Genomic DNA, 15,790 nt, shown 5'->3' with positions numbered 1-15,790 from the left:
CTGAGCCTTAAGTGAAAGGAATTCACAACATGCATATCGTACATCTTGCGTTACAGGGATGCCTTAGAGGTCGCGATGTCGAATACGGCGTAACCGCAGATACCGGCGGACATATTCGCTATCTGCTGGAACTCGTCGAAGCTTCCGCTCTCGACCCTCTCGTTACGCGTATAACGTTAGTCACCCGCGCCTTCGAGTGCCAGTTCAGCGACATCGACTACACTCAGCCCCTGGAAACCGTCAGCCCCAAGATCGAGCTGATTCGCCTGCCCACGGCCTTTGCGGGGTATCTGGCCAAAGAGGCGCTCTGGCAGGAACTTCCCTCCTTTATCGAAGCCTTCACCGCCTGGCTTGACACCCTGACCACCGCGCCGGACATACTGCACGCCCATTACGCCGATGCCGGCGAGGTGGCCGCCAGGGTCAGTGCCTTGCGCGACATTCCTTTCGTGTTTACCGCCCACTCGCTCGGGCGCAGCAAGCTCAAGTGCCTGACCACCCGCACCGAGCAGGTCGACGAGCCTGCCCAGGCCGTCCTGCGTCGCCGTATCGCCTTTGAAGAACATGCCATGCGCGAGGCGGCACTGATCATTGCAAGCTCCCGGGATGAAGCGGAGAGCCAATACGCCGACTACGCACACTACGCCCCGGGCAAGATTCGCGTGATCGCCCCGGGCAGCCATCTTGATGATTTCGAAAACGCCCGCTCGACGCCGGCGGTGGAGGCACTGCTCGCCCCGTTTCTGACGGAGCCGGACAAGCCCGCGCTGATCGCCATCGCCCGGCCGGTGACGCGCAAGAACCTGGCCACGCTGGTGCGCGCCTTCGGCGAGAATCCGGCGCTCAGAAAGGCGGCCAACCTGGTGATCGTGGCCGGCGTTCGCGACCATATCGATACCCTCGAGCCCGAACTTGCCGACAACCTGCACGAGCTCTTGACGCTGATCGATGACTACAACCTTTACGGTCATATCGCCTACCCCAAACACCACGCCCCAGAGGATATCAAGTCGCTGTACGCCTGGGCCCGCGAGCGGAGCGGCATTTTCGTCAACCCGGCGCTGAACGAGCCCTTCGGTCTGACGCTTCTGGAGGCCGCGGCGGCAGGCTTGCCCTTGATTGCCACCGACAGCGGCGGGCCCAACGACATCATCGAACAGTGCGGCAACGGAGTGCTGGTCAATCCACGCCGGGCCGAGGATATCGGCAGCGAAGCACTGGCGCTTTTCCAAGACCCCAAGCGCTGGCGCGAGATGGCCGACAATGGCCGTCAGGCAGTGAAGGCGTTTGACTGGCAGCGCCATACCGAGCGCTACCACGACCTGTTAAAGCGCCTTGTCGGGCCCAGGGCGGACCTTGGGCTGGACAAGGTCTCGGCGCTTCTGATCTGCGATATCGACAATACCCTGACCGGCTCGTCGACGGGGGTACTGGCGTTCAACAAGTGGTATGCCGGCCAGCACAACCTGGGCTTCGGCGTTGCGACCGGGCGAAGCTTTCATAGTGCGCTGGCGATTCTCTCCCAGGCCGGCATTCCCTATCCGCAGTTGATCATCGCCTCGGTGGGCTCGGAGATCTATTACCTCAAGAGCGACGGCGTCACCTATCAGCAGGATACCGTCTGGCGCGAGCATATCGACCACCACTGGCAGCGTGACGCCCTCGCCCAGGCGCTGGAAACGTTCAGCGACATCACTGCTCAGGGGCCGCTTGAACAGCGCCCTCACAAGCTGAGCTATCTAAGCGATGACACCGACAGCATCACGCTACGTCTGACCTCTTATCTGCAGAGCCACCAGCTTTTCGCGACGGTGATCCACAGCCACGGCCGCTATGTGGATATACTGCCCGAGGCGGCCTCCAAGGGGCGCGCCGTCGTCCACGTTCGAAAGCACCTGGGCGTGGACGAAGCGGCGCTCTACGTGGCGGGCGACTCCGGCAACGACCTGGATATGCTGCGCTCGTCGGCGTGCTCCATTCTGGTGGCGAACTACAGTGACGGGCTGGCCGAGGCCCCGGGCATGAGTCATGTCTATATCGCCCGCGCCCCCCACGCCCAAGGGGTGATAGAGGGCGTGCAGCACTTTCAGCGCTGCCCGCCGACGAAAACCGTCAAAGGGATCGCGTCATGAAGATCAGCGCCCTGACCCTGGTACGCGGGCGTCGCCAGCACCTGATCAATCTGATGCGCAGCCTGAACGCCCAGCGCCATCCGCCGGACGAGCTGGTAATTGCCTGGATGCAGCCCGCCCCGGAAAGCGGGCTGCCGACCACTCGCTTCCCGGTGCGTCACGTCATGGTCAAGGGCGAGGCGCTGCCGCTGGCCTGCGCCCGCAATGCCGCCGTCAACGCGGCCTCCAATGAGGCGCTGGTGTTTCTGGACGTGGACTGCATCGCCTCCCCCACGCTCGTCGAGCGCTACCGGCAAGCACTGAGCGCGGGGGCCGGTCTTTATATCGGCGAGGTTCACTACCTGCCCGACGGCGCGGTGCATACCCTGGCAGACGGCGAACTGGACCTTGAAAGGCTCCACCGCCTGGGCGAGCGTCATCCCGCCCGCCCGGCCATCGAGGTCGACGAGATACGCCCGGAGCCGGATCACGGCAATCTCTGGGGGCTGTCGTTTGCGCTCACAAAAGAGGATCATCGGCGCGCCGGGGGTATGGATGAAGGCTACCAAGGCTACGGCGGCGAGGAGACCGATTACGCCTGGCGCCTGGCCGAGGCGGACGTGGCACTTTTCTGGGTGGGTGGGGCTTTGGCCTGGCACCAGCATCATCCGCTGTACGCCCCGCCCTGGCCGCATTTCGAGGCGATCATCGCCAACGCTCGACGCTTTTACGCGCGCTGGGGGCGCTGGTGCATGGATTACTGGCTCAACCAGTTCACTGAAGCCGGGGCGATCAGCTGGTCACCGCAGGCGCGTCGCATCGACATAAACCGCCGCCCCAGTCAGCAAGAGATCGACAACGCGCGCCTTCCCGCCAGCGCGCGCTTCGGCTAGGTTCGTCTCAAGGCTTGAAGGAAGACTCGAGATAGCGGTTGACGGCTTTCGCGTTCAGGGTACAGGCCGTGGGGGCGCCTTCCCACAAGCCGTCGACGCACTGCTCGAGCCAGCGGGCGGCGCGCTCGGCGGCGCTCGCATCATAAAGGGTAGCGAGCCTTTCGACATCCAGCCCCCGGGCTTTTTCCAGCACGTGCTGCCAGCCGGCAAAGTCGCCGGGCCATACCGGCATGTTCACTGCTGCCTCCAGTTCCGCCAACCGCTCGGCCTTGCGCGCCTGCTCGCCGAAATAGCGCCATTCCGGGGCGACGATATAAGGCCTTTTGAGCATGGCGATCTCGTGAACGGTATTGTCCCCGGCGGAGGCCAGCACGATGTCGCTGGCGGCGAGATAGTCCACCACGTTATCCACCCAGCCGCAGTTGACCAGGTTGGCGAAGTCGGTTTCATGACCTTCCAGATGCAGCGGGCCGATAGTGAGAAACAGTGTCTGCGGCGCGGCCCGGGCCGCCACGGTGAGCGGCGCGTAGGGCGTGCCCGCCCCGCCGCCGCCGGTGAGCGCCACGACGATTTCACGGTCCGGGTCGAGCCCCAGGCGCTTGCGCGCTTCATCCCGGCTGGGCACCGCCGGCGCGGTGGTGCACAGCCCCCCGCTGTAGAAGGTTTTTTCGTGCAGGTGCTGGGGGTAGTCGTGCTGCTCCAGGCGCTCGTCAAACGGCGCGAGCATGCCGACGCTTGCCTCGTAAGCGCCCAGGTGGCCCGGGTCGTTGCGATCGCCGTGCATGCGCACGCTCACCGCGGGGATGCTGGCGATACGCGACAAAAGCGCCATTTCCGCAGAGACATCGATCACGAAGAGTCCGGCCTCGATATCATCCAGGTGGTCGAGGATGCGGCGCATGGTCTGGCGCATCTCGACCACGCCCATGGGCACGCAGTGCATGACCGAAGGCGTTGGCTGCTCATAAAGCGCCTGGGTCGGCACTGTCGCACCAATCATGTCGGGCAGCGCGATCAGGTCGATCTCGCGCTCGAAACCATCAAAAAGCGAGGGGTCCGCGGTCATCACGCTGACCGGGCGGTCGCTTGCGAAGTGGCGAATGATCGCCATGGCGCGGCGCGCGTGGCCGCGGCCCTGATGATGCACAAAAAAGCTGATTGGTTTTTTCATCTGAACACGTTCCGTTGTGTCGTGACGCCTGCATGACCCTCATGGTCAAGAGCGTGTCGGTCTCTGTTTCAAGGCCATTTGTTGGTAAGCTTAGGGTAAGCATAGTCGCCACGGTGAAAAACACTCGCCCGGCGATACCCGCCTTTTCCCCTTTTCACGAACGGATGCGCGATGGCTGATCTTCTTGGGTACCAGTATGCGTTGATCGGGCTGATCTTTGCCTGGAGCGGCTTTGTCAGAACCAGCCTCGGGTTCGGCGGGGCCGTGCTGGCGCTGCCGTTTCTGCTGCTGGTGCACAACGACCCGCTGGTGTTCTTGCCGATCATCGCCATTCATCTGCTGATCTTTTCAAGCTGGATTGCCTGGCAGGGCAACCGCCAGATCAAGGCGGACTCCACCACGGCCGCACAGAGCAACATCGACTGGCGCTATCTCTTCAAGGCCTTGAAGATCATGATCGTGCCCAAGCTCGTCGGGGTGGTGGGGCTTCTGACGTTGCCGGCGGCGCTGATGACGAACATCATCTTTGGCATCGTGATCGTCTACGCGATCGGCTACGTGTTGAACAAGCCCTTCAAGAGTCAGCACCGCTACGTGGACTATACCTTGCTGGGGCTTGGCGGGTACGTCAGCGGCACCTCACTGATCGGTGCGCCGTTGATCGTGGCCGTCTTTGCCGCCCACGTGGCCAAGGAACAGCTTCGCGATACGATGTTCGTGCTGTGGTTCATTTTGGTGGTGATCAAGATGGCCTCGTTCATCGTGGCCGGGGTCGATCTGCAGCTGATTCATCAGCTCTGGCTTTTGCCCTGCGCCTTTGCGGGCCACCTGATGGGCGAGCGCGCCCACCGCTATCTGCTGCAAGCCGACACCGTGCTCTTTTTCCGCGTTCTGGGCGCAGTGCTGATCCTGGTCAGCGTCATGGGCCTGGCGTTTTCAGCGCTTGCGGCCTAAAGCGCCCACCAGGCGGGCAGCAGCGCGCGGATGGGCACCTGGTTGAAGCGGTCGTCCATCAGCACCACCACGCCTTCGTCCTCCGGGCTTCGGATCACGCGCCCGGCAGCCTGCACCACCTTGATCATGCCCGGAATGCGGTAGGTGTACTCCTCGCCCTTGCCGAAACGGGCGTGCAGGCGCGCCTTGAGCGCCTCGTTGAAGGCGTTGAACGGCGGAAAGCCGAGGGTAGCGATAAAGGCGCCGATCAAGCGGTCGCCGGGCAGGTCCACCCCTTCGCCGAAGGCCCCGCCGAGTACCGCGAAGCCGATGCCCCGCCCGCCGGGAGTAAAACGGGCCAGAAAAGCGTCGCGCTCGGCCTCGCCCATCCCCCGCGTCTGGGCAAAGCTGGGGATCTCGGGCCAGGCGCTTTGAAAGCGCGTGTAGACCGCCTCGAGATAGGCGAAGCTGCTGAAAAACGCCAGATAGTGGCCGGGCATCTGCTGGTACTGGGCGGCCAGCGTTTCAACGATAGGGTCGACCGAGGCCGCGCGGTCGCGAAAGCGCGTCGAAATATGCGGGGTGACCTGCACGCTGAGCTGGTGGGCGCCGAACGGCGAGCCCACCTCGCGCCACACGGTGTCCGCCGGCAGACCCAATAGATCCCGGTAGTAGCGCCCCGGCGTCAGCGTGGCGGAAAACAGCACGGCGCAGTGGGCACGTTCAAAGCGCGGAGTGAGAAAATCCGCCGGAATCACGTTGCGAATACCCAGCACGGCGTGACCACGGCCGTGGCGGGTGAGATCACACAGCGAGTGCTCGCCGAACTGCTCGGCCAGCCGGCAAAACCCGAGGGCTTCGAACAGAAGCTCCTGAAGTTCCAGCCCGGCAGCCTGGGGCTGCTCGCCCAGGTATTCGGTAATGGCGCTCGCCACCTTGTAGAGCGCGCCGACCAGCTTGCCCGGCAGCTCCTCCAACAGCCGGTAGCTCGCCTCGCCGGTGGCCTGAGCATTACCTGCATCGACCAGGGTTTGCCACTGCTTGCCCAGCTGATTGAGCGGGCCCTTGAGCGCGGCCGGGGCACTTTTTTTGGCGCGGTTGAAACGCTTTTGCGAGATCTCGGCGCTGTACATGCCGCGGGCGCGCTCGACCAGGTTGTGCGCCTCGTCCACCAGCAGGCCCACCCGCGCCTCTGTCGCGATGGCCTGGCCGTGGAGCAGCGCGTGGGCGTCGAACCAGTGGTTCACATCCCCCACCGCGACATCCGCCCAGCGGGCCATTTCCTGGCCCAGATAATAAGGGCACACGTGATGTTCCAGGGCCACCGCCCTGAGCCCGGCGCGATCCAGAAAGCCGCGCTCGACGCAGGCCTGGCGCGCCCCGGACAGCTTATCGTAGAACCCGGCGGCCAGCGGGCAGGCCTCGCCGTGGCAGGCGCGGTCCGGGTATTCGCAGGCCTTGCTGCGCGCGACCAGCTCGACCACCCGCAAGGGGGCCGCGCCGTGCGCTGTCAAGGTGGCCAGCGCATCCAGTGCCAGACGCCGCCCGGGGGTTTTCATGGTCAGAAACGCCACGCGGTCGAGGCGCTTGCGCGGCACGGCGGTCAGCATGGGGAAAAGTGTCGCCAGAGTCTTGCCGATGCCCGTGGGCGCCTGGGCCAGCAGGCAGCGCTGGGTGCTCACCGCCTTGAACACGTCTTCGGCAAGCTCGCGCTGGCCAGGACGAAACGCCGGGTGGGGGAAAGTGAGCGTTTCAAGGGTGGCATTGCGCGCCTGGCGGTGAGCGCCCTCCTGCTCGGCCCAGGCAATGAAGCGCTCGCACTGCTCATGAAAGAACGCCTTGAGATCGCCGGCATCGGCCTCGCAGGTCAGGCGGGTTTCGCGGTTGCTGGCGATCTCGAGATAAACGAGTGCCAGGGTAATGCGTTCAAGGCCTCGCTCGGCACACAACAGAGCCCCGTACACCTTCACCTGGGCCCAGTGGAGCGCGCGCTGGTTGTCCGCCATGCGCGAAAGATCGCCCCGGTGGGTCTTCACCTCTTCCAGGCAATGATTCTCCGGGTCGTAACCATCCGCCCGGCCGCTCACCAGAAGCCCCTTGTAGGTGCCGCTCAAGGGCAGCTCGGCGATATACGTAGCCCCGCGGCGGCTGGCCACCAGGGTATGCCCGGCGATGCCCTCCTGAGCACTGGGGGCGGGCGTGAAGCGGTAGTCCAGATCCCCTCGACGGGCAGTGAACTCGCACAGTGCGCGCACCGCCACCCGGTAGTCGCTCACGCGCCTGTCTGCCAGCGCACGTAGCATACCTCGACGGGGATCCGGTGCTGGTCGAAAAAGCCGAGCCAGCGGCGCTGGTTATCCTGCAGGCGATCGCCCGGGCCCTTGACCTCGATCATGCGATAGCGCGCCCCTTCCTGCTCGTCAGGAAAGAACTGAATCAGATCCGGAAAGCCAGCCTGGTTGTGCTTGAGATCCCCCAGCAGGCGTTCGAACACCGCGCGCAGGTGCGCGGCGGGAATACAACGAAGTGCCGTTTCCAGAAGCGCCTCACTCATCGCCGGCCAGTGAACGAACCGGGAGGCGACGCCGTGCTTTGCCGCGAAGGTATCGCGAATGGTCTGCACGTAGCTGCCATCCTCGAGCCGGGCCAGACAGGCATTGATCTCGTCGTGTCGCTGCGCGGCGAAGTCGTCCCGGTAGAGATCCGCCGGGGCGCTATGAAACGGATGAAAAAACGCCCCGGGCAGCGGGGTGAAGATCGCCGGCCACAACAGCAGCCCGAAAAGCCCGGTAATCAGGGTGTTCTCTACATAAAACACCGGCGCCCGGGGCGTGGCCAGATGCTCGGCCACGGCGCACTCCACCGGCTGAGGGCCGGACAGCTCCAGGGTTCGCTCGGCAACGCTTGCCCCGCGGGTGCGCCGCCTGTGCGGCCCGCCCAGGCGCCTTTCAAGGCGCGGCACCAGCCGCTCCAGGGCCTGGCGCTCGCGCTCGCTGGGTGCGCGCGTCAAGGCCTCGCTGGCGATATCCAGGGCGCGTCGATGCTCACCCAGACGCTCGAGCAGGCGCAGCGCGCGGATGCGGGCATCGCTCCCCTGGGCCTCGGTGTAGAGAATTAGCGCACGATCGAACTCGCCGCTGCGTTCGGCTTCGCGCCCCAGGCTCACCAGCAGGCGGTCGCGTCGCGTCGCCAGCCAACGGTTGGCGCTCTCGGCCGGCACTTCCTTGAAGAGCGTGGCCGGGGTCTCACCTTCGGCCAGGCGCTCGCGCAGCCGATGAAGGGTCAGGTAGGTGGTGACCTCCTCGCGGTGTGCAAATGCCCGGGCCTCAGAAGAGAGCGTGACCGGCTCGAAGCGCTGCCTGCCAAGCTCGGTCAACACGAACTCCGTCCAGTCCTGGCGCAAATTGCCGAAGAACATCAGCCGCAGCCGGTCGCATACGGCCATGACGGTCAACCGTACAAACCGATCCGGCGCCTGCGGCCACCAGACACTCAAGGGCTGTACCGCCTCGAGCGTCGGGGCGAGAGTGTCGATCAGCGCTTTCTTGGAGGGCGAGGCACCCAGCCCCGCATCGCGGATTTCAGACGCCAGGGCATGACGAAGCTCGCTCAAGCGAAGGTGGTGGAAAAGCTCGGCGCTGGTAAGAGCGGGGTCTTGCTCGACCAGGCCCTGCTCGTGAAGCGGGATGATGGCCGCGCTGCTGTCGCCGATTTCGGCGTAGGCAAGCTTGCCGAGCCTGAAAAGTTCGCCTTTGCGCATCACCATGCGCGCCAGTAGCGCCTGTGAAGGGCGGGGCAGCGCCTCGAAGGTTTCGATGAACGCGATCTCATCGGCGCTCAACAGGTCACGGTGGCGCTCGGCCACCCAGGCAAGTACGTAACGAAAATTCGTCAGGTAGTAAAACGGGTCGTCCAGGGAGGCGGTCGCCGGGGCGGAAAGAACACTGTTCATTCGTCCATTATAACAGCGCGCTGGTGTCTTCGTTAACCAGTCTGGCAGGCGAGACTTGTCGACGGGCCTTGTTTACAGGTGTTATCTACGAGCTCTGGTTACAAGTTCTGGTTACACGCCCTGTCTAACCCACCTTGTGCTGCAACAGCGCCTCGATGGCATCCGGCATCGTGTCATGCTGTGCGCTCGGGCCAGGGGCGGCGGGCGGTTGGGCATCGGCTCTGGGCGTCTTGCCGCTGACCAGCACGTACCACTCGGTTTCGGTCAGGTAGTGCTGGCACCAGCGGCTCAAGCCGTCGGCGATGGCCTCGCTCGACCCCTGCTCACCTCGGAAGGCCTGGGCCAGGCAGAGCAGATCCTGACGCGCGGTACGGGCGCGGGGGTTGCCCCCGTGCACGCGGGAGAGCGGGCAGCGCCGGTCATAGGCGGCGTTGGTCAAGGCATTTAGCCAACGCTCCACTTCGTGTGCCTGAATACCGCCGTACACTGCCACGTTCTGACTCCTTGCCGCTCGACTGGCTGCCAATCCATGCTGCTGTAAAAGGCGCTAGACTGCCCGAATTAGTGCGCGCTGTCACCTGCCGGGCGCCGCCGGGCGTCAAACCCCTGCAGCACGCCTACCACATTGGCACCAATCTCCTCCACCGCATAGCCCCCTTCCATTAAAAATACGCAGGGAAGCCCCGCCTTCGACAGCCGCTCGCCCAGGGCCGTGAAGTCGTCGCGCTTGAAGGTGAAGGTGCTGATCGGGTCGTGCTCAAAAATATCCACGCCCAGGGAGACGATCAAGAGCTCGCACTCGGTACGGATGATCGCCGCCAGGGCGCTTTCCAGCGCCTTCATCCAGGTAGCGACCGGCGTGCCCGGGGCCATGGGGTAGTTGACGGTGAAGCCTTCGCCCTCCCCTTCGCCGGTTTCGTCAATGTAGCCGGAAAAATAGGGAAAGGTGACGTCCGGGTCGCCGTGAAGCGAGGCGAAGAAAACGTCACTGCGGCGATAGAAGATCTGCTGGGTGCCGTTGCCGTGATGAAAGTCGACATCCAGCACCGCCACGCGCTTTTTGCCGGCGTCCAGCGCGCGTTGGGCGGCGATGGCGGCATTGTTGAAAAAGCAGTAACCGCCGAACTGATCCACCGCGGCGTGGTGGCCCGGCGGACGGCAAAGCCCGAAGCTCGCCTCTCCGGTTTCGAGCGTGTACTCAAGGGCGGCAAGAGCCGTGTCCTTGCTGGCCATGGCGGCTTCAAACGTGCCTTCGCTGAGCGAGGTTTCCGCGGCCAGGGCGTAGTAGCCCAGTTGCCCCTCCAGCGACCGGGGAATCTTGTCGCCCCTTAGCGTGCGCGCCGGCCAGATACTGGGAATCGCCTCGCCGGTGTGGCCCAACGCCTGCCAGTCGGACCAGAAATTGGCGAGAAAATCGACGTAGGCTGCGTCGTGCACCGCGGTCACCGGCGCCAGGCCATAGGCGCCGGGCTCGCATACCTCGAACATTGCTTGCTTAAGCGCTTTGAGCACGATTTCCATACGCCTTGGCGTCTCGAACGGGGCGACCAGGGTGCTTCCGTGAAGCTCGGTCATCGCCTGGCGGCGAAAGCTTTGGGGCGAGGAAAACGTCATCATGACAAGGCGCTCCTTTTAACGGACACAAGGGTCTTAACGGTCACAAGGGTCGAGCAGGGCTATTCGGTCAGCTCACAGGGCCAGCGCGCCGCCCAGAGGCGCTTTTGCGTGGGCGTTTGCTGCTTGAGCTGGTATTCGGCGCGGCTGGCCTCGGCGCGGTCGGCGAAGGGCTGCGCGCCCAGCAGCGCCCGGGGCGGGTTGGCGCGAGTATAACGCGCGCCCTTGCCCGCGCAGTGCGCCTGGTAGCGTTTGGCCAGGTTGTTGGTAATACCTGCGTAGGTGCCGCGCCGGCACTCGAGCAGATAAAGATACCATGGCGCCACGGTCTCGTTTTCGACGGAAACCTCGCCTGTACCGCTACCCACCGCAGCACGCCTTGAGCTTGCGCCCACTGCCGCACAGGCAGCGCTCGTTGCGCCCAGGTTTGAGCTTCTCCAGGCGCGGGTCACCGTCAACGTACCACCAGCGCCCGGCTTCCTGCACAAAACGCGAGACTTCCTCGAGCACGTGCCAGCCGCCTTCCTTGAAAAACGCCTTGAAGTGCACGGTGGCATGCGCGCCCTCCGGTTTCGGGGCGTGCTCGATCACCAGGCGCTTCCACTGTGTGGCCGGGTCCGGGGCGAGTGCTTCGGGCCGCGTGCTGGGGTGCCAGGTGGCGTTCAGGTAATCGACCAAATCGAGAGCAAAGGCGCTGTAGCGCGAGCGCATCAGCGCCTCGGGCGTGGGGGCAGCGCCGCCCTGATGATAAACGCCGCAGCACGCGTTGAGCGAAGCGCCGCTACCGCAGGGGCAACGTGTAGGCAGGATCGAGGTCATAACGGTAGCCCTAATAACGCACGTGCGCGGGCCTTATTCCTGTATCAGTGGCGGTAACTATGTGCGTATAGTAGCAGAGTCAGATGACCAGAAAAGACGGAGTACGAAACGCGACCAAGACATCTTTCCAGACGCAGCGGAGGTTCTCATGAAGGTATACCGACCGGAGTGGCAGTGCACGTTCAGCGTTAATGAAGGCGCAGTGGAATCAGCTCATTGGAAAGAACGCATCGCATGGCGGTTGCGACGATTTGCCGACCGGCTCGAAGGCCCGGGCCGCACCGTCAGGATCGACTGCCACGTATCGCCTCAGGTCAGCCGCGCCGAGGTGGATATCTGCTTGATCAAGGGCTTCGAGGTCACCCAGGGCCTGCTGACACAACTCGCCCACCAGCAGGCCTGCGAAAACGTCATGCGCGACGCGAAAGCCGAGCTTTTCGAAGAGCACTCCTCGCCTTAGCGCCGTGTAGTCGGCAACACTCTTCGAGCATCCAGAAACACTCTCCGAACATCCAGGAACACGCGCCCGCAGGCGGGTGTTCCTGTGATTGCCCTGCCCTTCATGATGGCCTTACCCCTCAAACGGCGCCTCCAGCGCCCGGCCCATTCGGGTCATGAAGTCCATGCACGCCGCAAGTTCGCTTTTCTCGATGTATTCATCCGGCTGGTGGGCCTGAGCGATACTGCCCGGCCCCAGGATGATGGTCTGCAGCCCCTGGCCCTGAAACTGCCCGGCTTCGGTGGCGTAGGCCACGGCGTGGTTTTCACACTCGCCGGGAAGATGATCCTTGGCCAGACGCAGCACGGCGCTATTGTCCCGGTCGGCCAGCCCCGGCACGGTGACATTGAGCGCCTCGGTGGCAATCTCGACCGTCTTGCCGCGGGCCTTGAGCTCTTCGCTCAACTGCTCGCAAAACGCGTCAAAACGGGTATATACCTCGTCGAACGTCTCGGTGGGCAGATGGCGGATTTCCCACTCGAACTGACACTCCCGGGCGGTGATGTTGATCGCCGTGCCGCCCTTGATGCGGCCGACGTGCAGGCTGGTGTGAGGTACATTGAAGGCTTCGTCCACGCGCCCCTCGTCCACCAGGGCTGCCATGGTGTCTTCGATGAACGTCACCAGGCGTGCGGCCACGTGAATCGCGGATGTTCCCTGATTGACCTGGCTGCTGTGCGCCTCGACTCCCGTCACCGTGGTGCGCAGGTTCGTCGCGCCCTTTTGCGCCACCACCGGCTGCATGCTGGTCGGCTCACCGACGATCACGTGCGCCGTGGTGGAGTAGTTCGTGTAAAAGCGCTTGATGAGATCCGGTGCGCCGACACAGCCGATCTCTTCGTCATAAGAGAAGCCAAAGTAGATGGGCTGCTGCAAGGACGATTTCGTCCACTCGGGCACCATGGCCAATGCGCAGGCGATAAAGCCTTTCATGTCGCAGGTACCGCGACCATAAAGCTTGCCGTCGTCGCCTTCAACCAGGGTGAAGGGGTCGCTCGACCAGGGTTGGCCTTCCACCGGTACGACATCGGTATGCCCGGAGAGCATGACCCCGCCCGGCGCGTTTGGCCCGATGCGGGCGATCAGGTTCGCCTTGGTACCGCAGGGGCTCATCACCCGCTCGGAAGTAACGCCGTATTCGTCAAGATAGCCTTCCACGAATTCGATCAGCGCCAGGTTGGAACCACGCGAGGTGGTATCGAAGGCGACCAGCCTGGCAAGTAGTGCTTGTGCATCCATCATGTCGTGCCCACTGTGTTGCAAATTGGTTATCCGCTTTCCCTCACCCTAGCACCACCGGCCACGTGCCGCCTACTGCCAAAGTTGCATGAGGTTTGTTTGCCCGGCCTGCATAGCCTTCATCAAAATGTCATCGACACTCACTACTGTTCGGTGCACCCAAGAAATTCAAGAAAACCCACTGCGCCACCCGGCCGATCCCAGGCCCTAAAGGAGCTTTTATGTCTCGTTTCACGTTACGTGCCCTCTCTGTAGGCATCGCGGCGGCTACCTTGAGCGTTTCCGCCCAGGCCGCCACCGAGATCACCTGGTGGCACTCCATGGGCGGGGAGCTGGGCGAGCGCCTGAGCGCGCTGGCCGAGGACTTCAACGCCTCCCAGGACGAATACCGGGTGAATCCTTCGTATCGTGGCGAGTACGAAGAGACGATGGTCAACACCATCGCCGCCTTCCGCGCAGGCCAGCAGCCGCACATCGTCCAGATCTACGAAGTCGGCACCGGCACCATGATGGCCGCCCGGGGCGCGATCTACCCGGTCTTCGAGCTGATGGAAGAGCACGGCAGTGACTTCGATCCGGACGACTACCTGCCCGTGGTGACCGGCTACTACACCGACACCGACGGCAACATGCTCTCCATGCCGTTCAACTCCTCCACGCCGATTCTCTACTACAACAAGGACGCTTTCGAAGCGGCGGGCCTGGACCCGGAAACGCCACCCACCACCTGGCAGGAAATGGGCGAGATGGGTCAACAGATCGTCGATGAAGGCGCGGCATCCTGTGGTTTCACCATGGCCTACGCGGCCAACTGGGTGGGTTTGGAGAACTTCTCGGCGCTGCACGATCTGCCGATCGGCACCCAGGAGAACGGCTTCGGCGGCCTTGAAACCGAGTTCACCTTCAACGGCGAAGAGCAGGCGCGCTTTTGGGATCAGATCAAGGAGTGGTCGGATAGCGGTGTGTATAGCTACGGCGGCCCGGCCAACGGCCCGGACGCAGCCCCGGCGTTCTACTCCGGCGACTGCGCGATGTACATGAATTCCTCCGCCTCGCGGGCGGACGTGCTGGCCAACTCGGACTTCGAAGTGGGCTTTGGCATGCTGCCCTACTATGACGACGTGGACGGCGCGCCGCAGAACTCGATCATCGGTGGCGCCACGCTTTGGGTCCTTTCCGGTCACGAAGACGATGAGTACACCGGCGTCGCGGAGTTTCTGGAGTATCTGTCACTGCCCGAGGTACAGGCCGAGTGGCACCAGGGCACGGGGTATCTGCCGATCACCACCGCCGCGTTCGAGCTGACCCAGCAGCACGGCTACTACGACGAGAACCCGGGCGCGGATATCGCCATCGAGCAGATCAACCTCAACGAACCCACCGAGAACTCCAAGGGCCTGCGCTTTGGCAACTACACCCAGGTACGCATGGTACTCGATGAAGAGTTCCAGGCGGTGCTGGCGGGTAACAAGAGCGGCCAGGAAGCACTGGATGACGCGGTAGAGCGCGGCAACCAGATCCTGCGCGACTTCGAAGCCGCCAATAACTAATTTAGCGGCACCACTCAAACCCCGGCTTCTATAAGCCGGGGTTTGTTGTGAGGGCCCACCCATACGCCCGACGACGCGGACCTATGGGTGGGTTTTCTCCGGGCCGGGTTCAACAGGACGCCTCATGCAGACCAAACGCTCCACCTATCAAAGCCGGTGGCTTCCCTTCTTTTTGTTAGCGCCGCAGTTGGCGATCACCCTGGTGTTCTTTATCTGGCCGGCAAGCCAGGCAGTGAAGTCGAGCTTCGAGCGCACCGACGCCTTCGGCTTCAACACCACCTTCGTAGGCCTTGCCAACTACGCCCGGGTGCTGGCCGACCCCAGCTACCTGAACGCTTTGGGGCGCACGGCGATTTTTGCCGTCTCGGTCACCGCGCTTTCCATGGGCACCGCGCTTTTACTGGCGGTGTGCGTCAACCGGGTGCTGAAAAGCGCCCGGTTCTACACCACGCTGCTGGTCTGGCCCTACGCCGTGGCCCCGGTGGTCGCCGGGGTGTTGTGGTGGTTTCTGTTCAACCCGACCATCGGCCTTCTGCCCCACTTGCTCGACTGGTTTGGTATCAACTGGAACCACCGGGTGTCCGGCAGCCAGGCGATGATCCTGATCACCATCGCCGCCGCCTGGAAGCAGATCTCCTACAACTTTCTGTTCTTTCTGGCCGGGCTTCAGTCGGTACCCCATTCATTGATCGAGGCCGCGGCCATCGACGGCGCCACGCCCTTCAAGCGCTTCTGGACCATCGTCTTCCCTCTTTTATCACCGACCACCTTCTTCTTGCTGATCATCAACATCAACTACGTGATGTTCGAGACCTTCGGGGTGATCGACGCCACCACCGGCGGCGGGCCGGGCCAGGCGACGATGACGCTGGTCTACAAGGTCTACACCGACGGGGTGGCCGGGCTCAACATCGGCTCGTCCTCCGCCCAGTCGGTCATGCTGATGGGCATCGTGATCGTGCTGACGTTCATCCAGTTCCGCTACGTGGAACGTCGCGTCAACTACTAG

General features: G+C 63.5%; 14 protein-coding genes. 6 read left to right on the top strand and 8 right to left on the bottom strand.

Annotated elements, in window-relative coordinates; translation table 11 throughout:
* Positions 1-29: 29 nt before the first annotated feature.
* On the top strand, positions 30-2,132 hold the full coding sequence (locus ACWF8S_RS01280) for an HAD-IIB family hydrolase (protein WP_447555014.1): 2,103 nt from the start codon (positions 30-32) through the stop codon (positions 2,130-2,132).
* Positions 2,129-3,004 carry a glycosyltransferase family 2 protein gene (locus ACWF8S_RS01275; protein WP_447555013.1) on the top strand — a complete coding sequence of 292 codons (876 nt, stop codon included), beginning with the start codon at positions 2,129-2,131 and terminating at the stop codon, positions 3,002-3,004. The genes ACWF8S_RS01280 and ACWF8S_RS01275 overlap by 4 nt, the downstream gene beginning before the upstream one ends.
* Before the next feature lie 7 nt (positions 3,005-3,011).
* Here ACWF8S_RS01275 and ACWF8S_RS01270 read toward each other — a convergent pair whose 3' ends face one another.
* Positions 3,012-4,175 (bottom strand): glycosyltransferase, encoded by a 1,164-nt coding sequence (locus ACWF8S_RS01270; protein WP_447555012.1) that lies wholly within the window; start codon positions 4,173-4,175, stop codon positions 3,012-3,014.
* 171 nt (positions 4,176-4,346) lie between these two features.
* On the opposite strand from ACWF8S_RS01270, the gene ACWF8S_RS01265 reads away from it, so the two are divergent.
* The gene (locus ACWF8S_RS01265) at positions 4,347-5,129 is read left to right on the top strand and encodes a TSUP family transporter (protein ID WP_447555011.1); all 783 of its coding nucleotides are present in this window, start codon (positions 4,347-4,349) and stop codon (positions 5,127-5,129) included.
* Here the strand turns inward: ACWF8S_RS01265 and ACWF8S_RS01260 are convergent.
* The 6 genes from ACWF8S_RS01260 to ACWF8S_RS01235 form a co-directional block, all read right to left on the bottom strand.
* Positions 5,126-7,411 carry an ATP-dependent DNA helicase gene (locus ACWF8S_RS01260; RefSeq protein ID WP_447555010.1) on the bottom strand — a complete coding sequence of 762 codons (2,286 nt, stop codon included), beginning with the start codon at positions 7,409-7,411 and terminating at the stop codon, positions 5,126-5,128. The genes ACWF8S_RS01265 and ACWF8S_RS01260 overlap by 4 nt on opposite strands.
* Positions 7,381-9,060 carry a VRR-NUC domain-containing protein gene (locus tag ACWF8S_RS01255; protein ID WP_447555009.1) on the bottom strand — a complete coding sequence of 560 codons (1,680 nt, stop codon included), beginning with the start codon at positions 9,058-9,060 and terminating at the stop codon, positions 7,381-7,383. The genes ACWF8S_RS01260 and ACWF8S_RS01255 overlap by 31 nt, the downstream gene beginning before the upstream one ends.
* A gap of 124 nt (positions 9,061-9,184) precedes the next feature.
* Positions 9,185-9,553, bottom strand: a complete 369-nt coding sequence (locus ACWF8S_RS01250; RefSeq protein WP_447555008.1) for a hypothetical protein — start codon at positions 9,551-9,553, stop codon at positions 9,185-9,187.
* 68 nt (positions 9,554-9,621) lie between these two features.
* Positions 9,622-10,677, bottom strand: coding sequence for a histone deacetylase family protein (locus tag ACWF8S_RS01245; RefSeq protein WP_447555007.1), 1,056 nt, complete (start codon positions 10,675-10,677; stop codon positions 9,622-9,624).
* Positions 10,678-10,736: 59 nt separating this feature from the next.
* A complete protein-coding gene (locus tag ACWF8S_RS01240; protein WP_447555006.1) occupies positions 10,737-11,042 on the bottom strand; it encodes a GIY-YIG nuclease family protein in 306 nt (101 codons plus the stop codon).
* On the bottom strand, positions 11,035-11,493 hold the full coding sequence (locus ACWF8S_RS01235; RefSeq protein ID WP_447555005.1) for a YchJ family protein: 459 nt from the start codon (positions 11,491-11,493) through the stop codon (positions 11,035-11,037). Before ACWF8S_RS01235 ends, ACWF8S_RS01240 begins: the two co-directional genes overlap by 8 nt.
* A 148-nt stretch (positions 11,494-11,641) precedes the next feature.
* On the opposite strand from ACWF8S_RS01235, the gene ACWF8S_RS01230 reads away from it, so the two are divergent.
* Positions 11,642-11,953 (top strand): hypothetical protein, encoded by a 312-nt coding sequence (locus tag ACWF8S_RS01230; protein WP_447555004.1) that lies wholly within the window; start codon positions 11,642-11,644, stop codon positions 11,951-11,953.
* A gap of 111 nt (positions 11,954-12,064) precedes the next feature.
* Here ACWF8S_RS01230 and argE read toward each other — a convergent pair whose 3' ends face one another.
* The gene (argE, locus tag ACWF8S_RS01225; RefSeq protein WP_447555003.1) at positions 12,065-13,234 is read right to left on the bottom strand and encodes an acetylornithine deacetylase; all 1,170 of its coding nucleotides are present in this window, start codon (positions 13,232-13,234) and stop codon (positions 12,065-12,067) included.
* A gap of 218 nt (positions 13,235-13,452) precedes the next feature.
* Here argE and ugpB point away from each other — a divergent pair, with 218 nt between their 5' ends.
* Positions 13,453-14,781 carry a sn-glycerol-3-phosphate ABC transporter substrate-binding protein UgpB gene (gene ugpB / locus ACWF8S_RS01220; protein WP_447555002.1) on the top strand — a complete coding sequence of 443 codons (1,329 nt, stop codon included), beginning with the start codon at positions 13,453-13,455 and terminating at the stop codon, positions 14,779-14,781.
* Positions 14,782-14,905: 124 nt separating this feature from the next.
* Complete coding sequence (gene ugpA / locus ACWF8S_RS01215) at positions 14,906-15,790, top strand: sn-glycerol-3-phosphate ABC transporter permease UgpA (RefSeq protein ID WP_447555001.1); 885 nt, start codon at positions 14,906-14,908, stop codon at positions 15,788-15,790.

The organism is Vreelandella xerophytica, assembly GCF_968048975.1.
This window is presented reverse-complemented; position numbering and strand designations above follow the sequence as displayed.

What these genes read in the sequence shown, in the direction of transcription:
- ACWF8S_RS01280 (WP_447555014.1), top strand. Translation starts at nt 30, where the DNA reads ATGCATATCGTACATCTTGCGTTACAGGGATGCCTTAGAGGTCGCGAT.
- ACWF8S_RS01275 (WP_447555013.1), top strand. Translation starts at nt 2,129, where the DNA reads ATGAAGATCAGCGCCCTGACCCTGGTACGCGGGCGTCGCCAGCACCTG.
- ACWF8S_RS01270 (WP_447555012.1), bottom strand. Translation starts at nt 4,175, where the DNA reads ATGAAAAAACCAATCAGCTTTTTTGTGCATCATCAGGGCCGCGGCCAC.
- ACWF8S_RS01265 (WP_447555011.1), top strand. Translation starts at nt 4,347, where the DNA reads ATGGCTGATCTTCTTGGGTACCAGTATGCGTTGATCGGGCTGATCTTT.
- ACWF8S_RS01260 (WP_447555010.1), bottom strand. Translation starts at nt 7,411, where the DNA reads ATGCTACGTGCGCTGGCAGACAGGCGCGTGAGCGACTACCGGGTGGCG.
- ACWF8S_RS01255 (WP_447555009.1), bottom strand. Translation starts at nt 9,060, where the DNA reads ATGAACAGTGTTCTTTCCGCCCCGGCGACCGCCTCCCTGGACGACCCG.
- ACWF8S_RS01245 (WP_447555007.1), bottom strand. Translation starts at nt 10,677, where the DNA reads ATGATGACGTTTTCCTCGCCCCAAAGCTTTCGCCGCCAGGCGATGACC.
- ACWF8S_RS01235 (WP_447555005.1), bottom strand. Translation starts at nt 11,493, where the DNA reads ATGACCTCGATCCTGCCTACACGTTGCCCCTGCGGTAGCGGCGCTTCG.
- ACWF8S_RS01230 (WP_447555004.1), top strand. Translation starts at nt 11,642, where the DNA reads ATGAAGGTATACCGACCGGAGTGGCAGTGCACGTTCAGCGTTAATGAA.
- argE (WP_447555003.1), bottom strand. Translation starts at nt 13,234, where the DNA reads ATGATGGATGCACAAGCACTACTTGCCAGGCTGGTCGCCTTCGATACC.
- ugpB (WP_447555002.1), top strand. Translation starts at nt 13,453, where the DNA reads ATGTCTCGTTTCACGTTACGTGCCCTCTCTGTAGGCATCGCGGCGGCT.
- ugpA (WP_447555001.1), top strand. Translation starts at nt 14,906, where the DNA reads ATGCAGACCAAACGCTCCACCTATCAAAGCCGGTGGCTTCCCTTCTTT.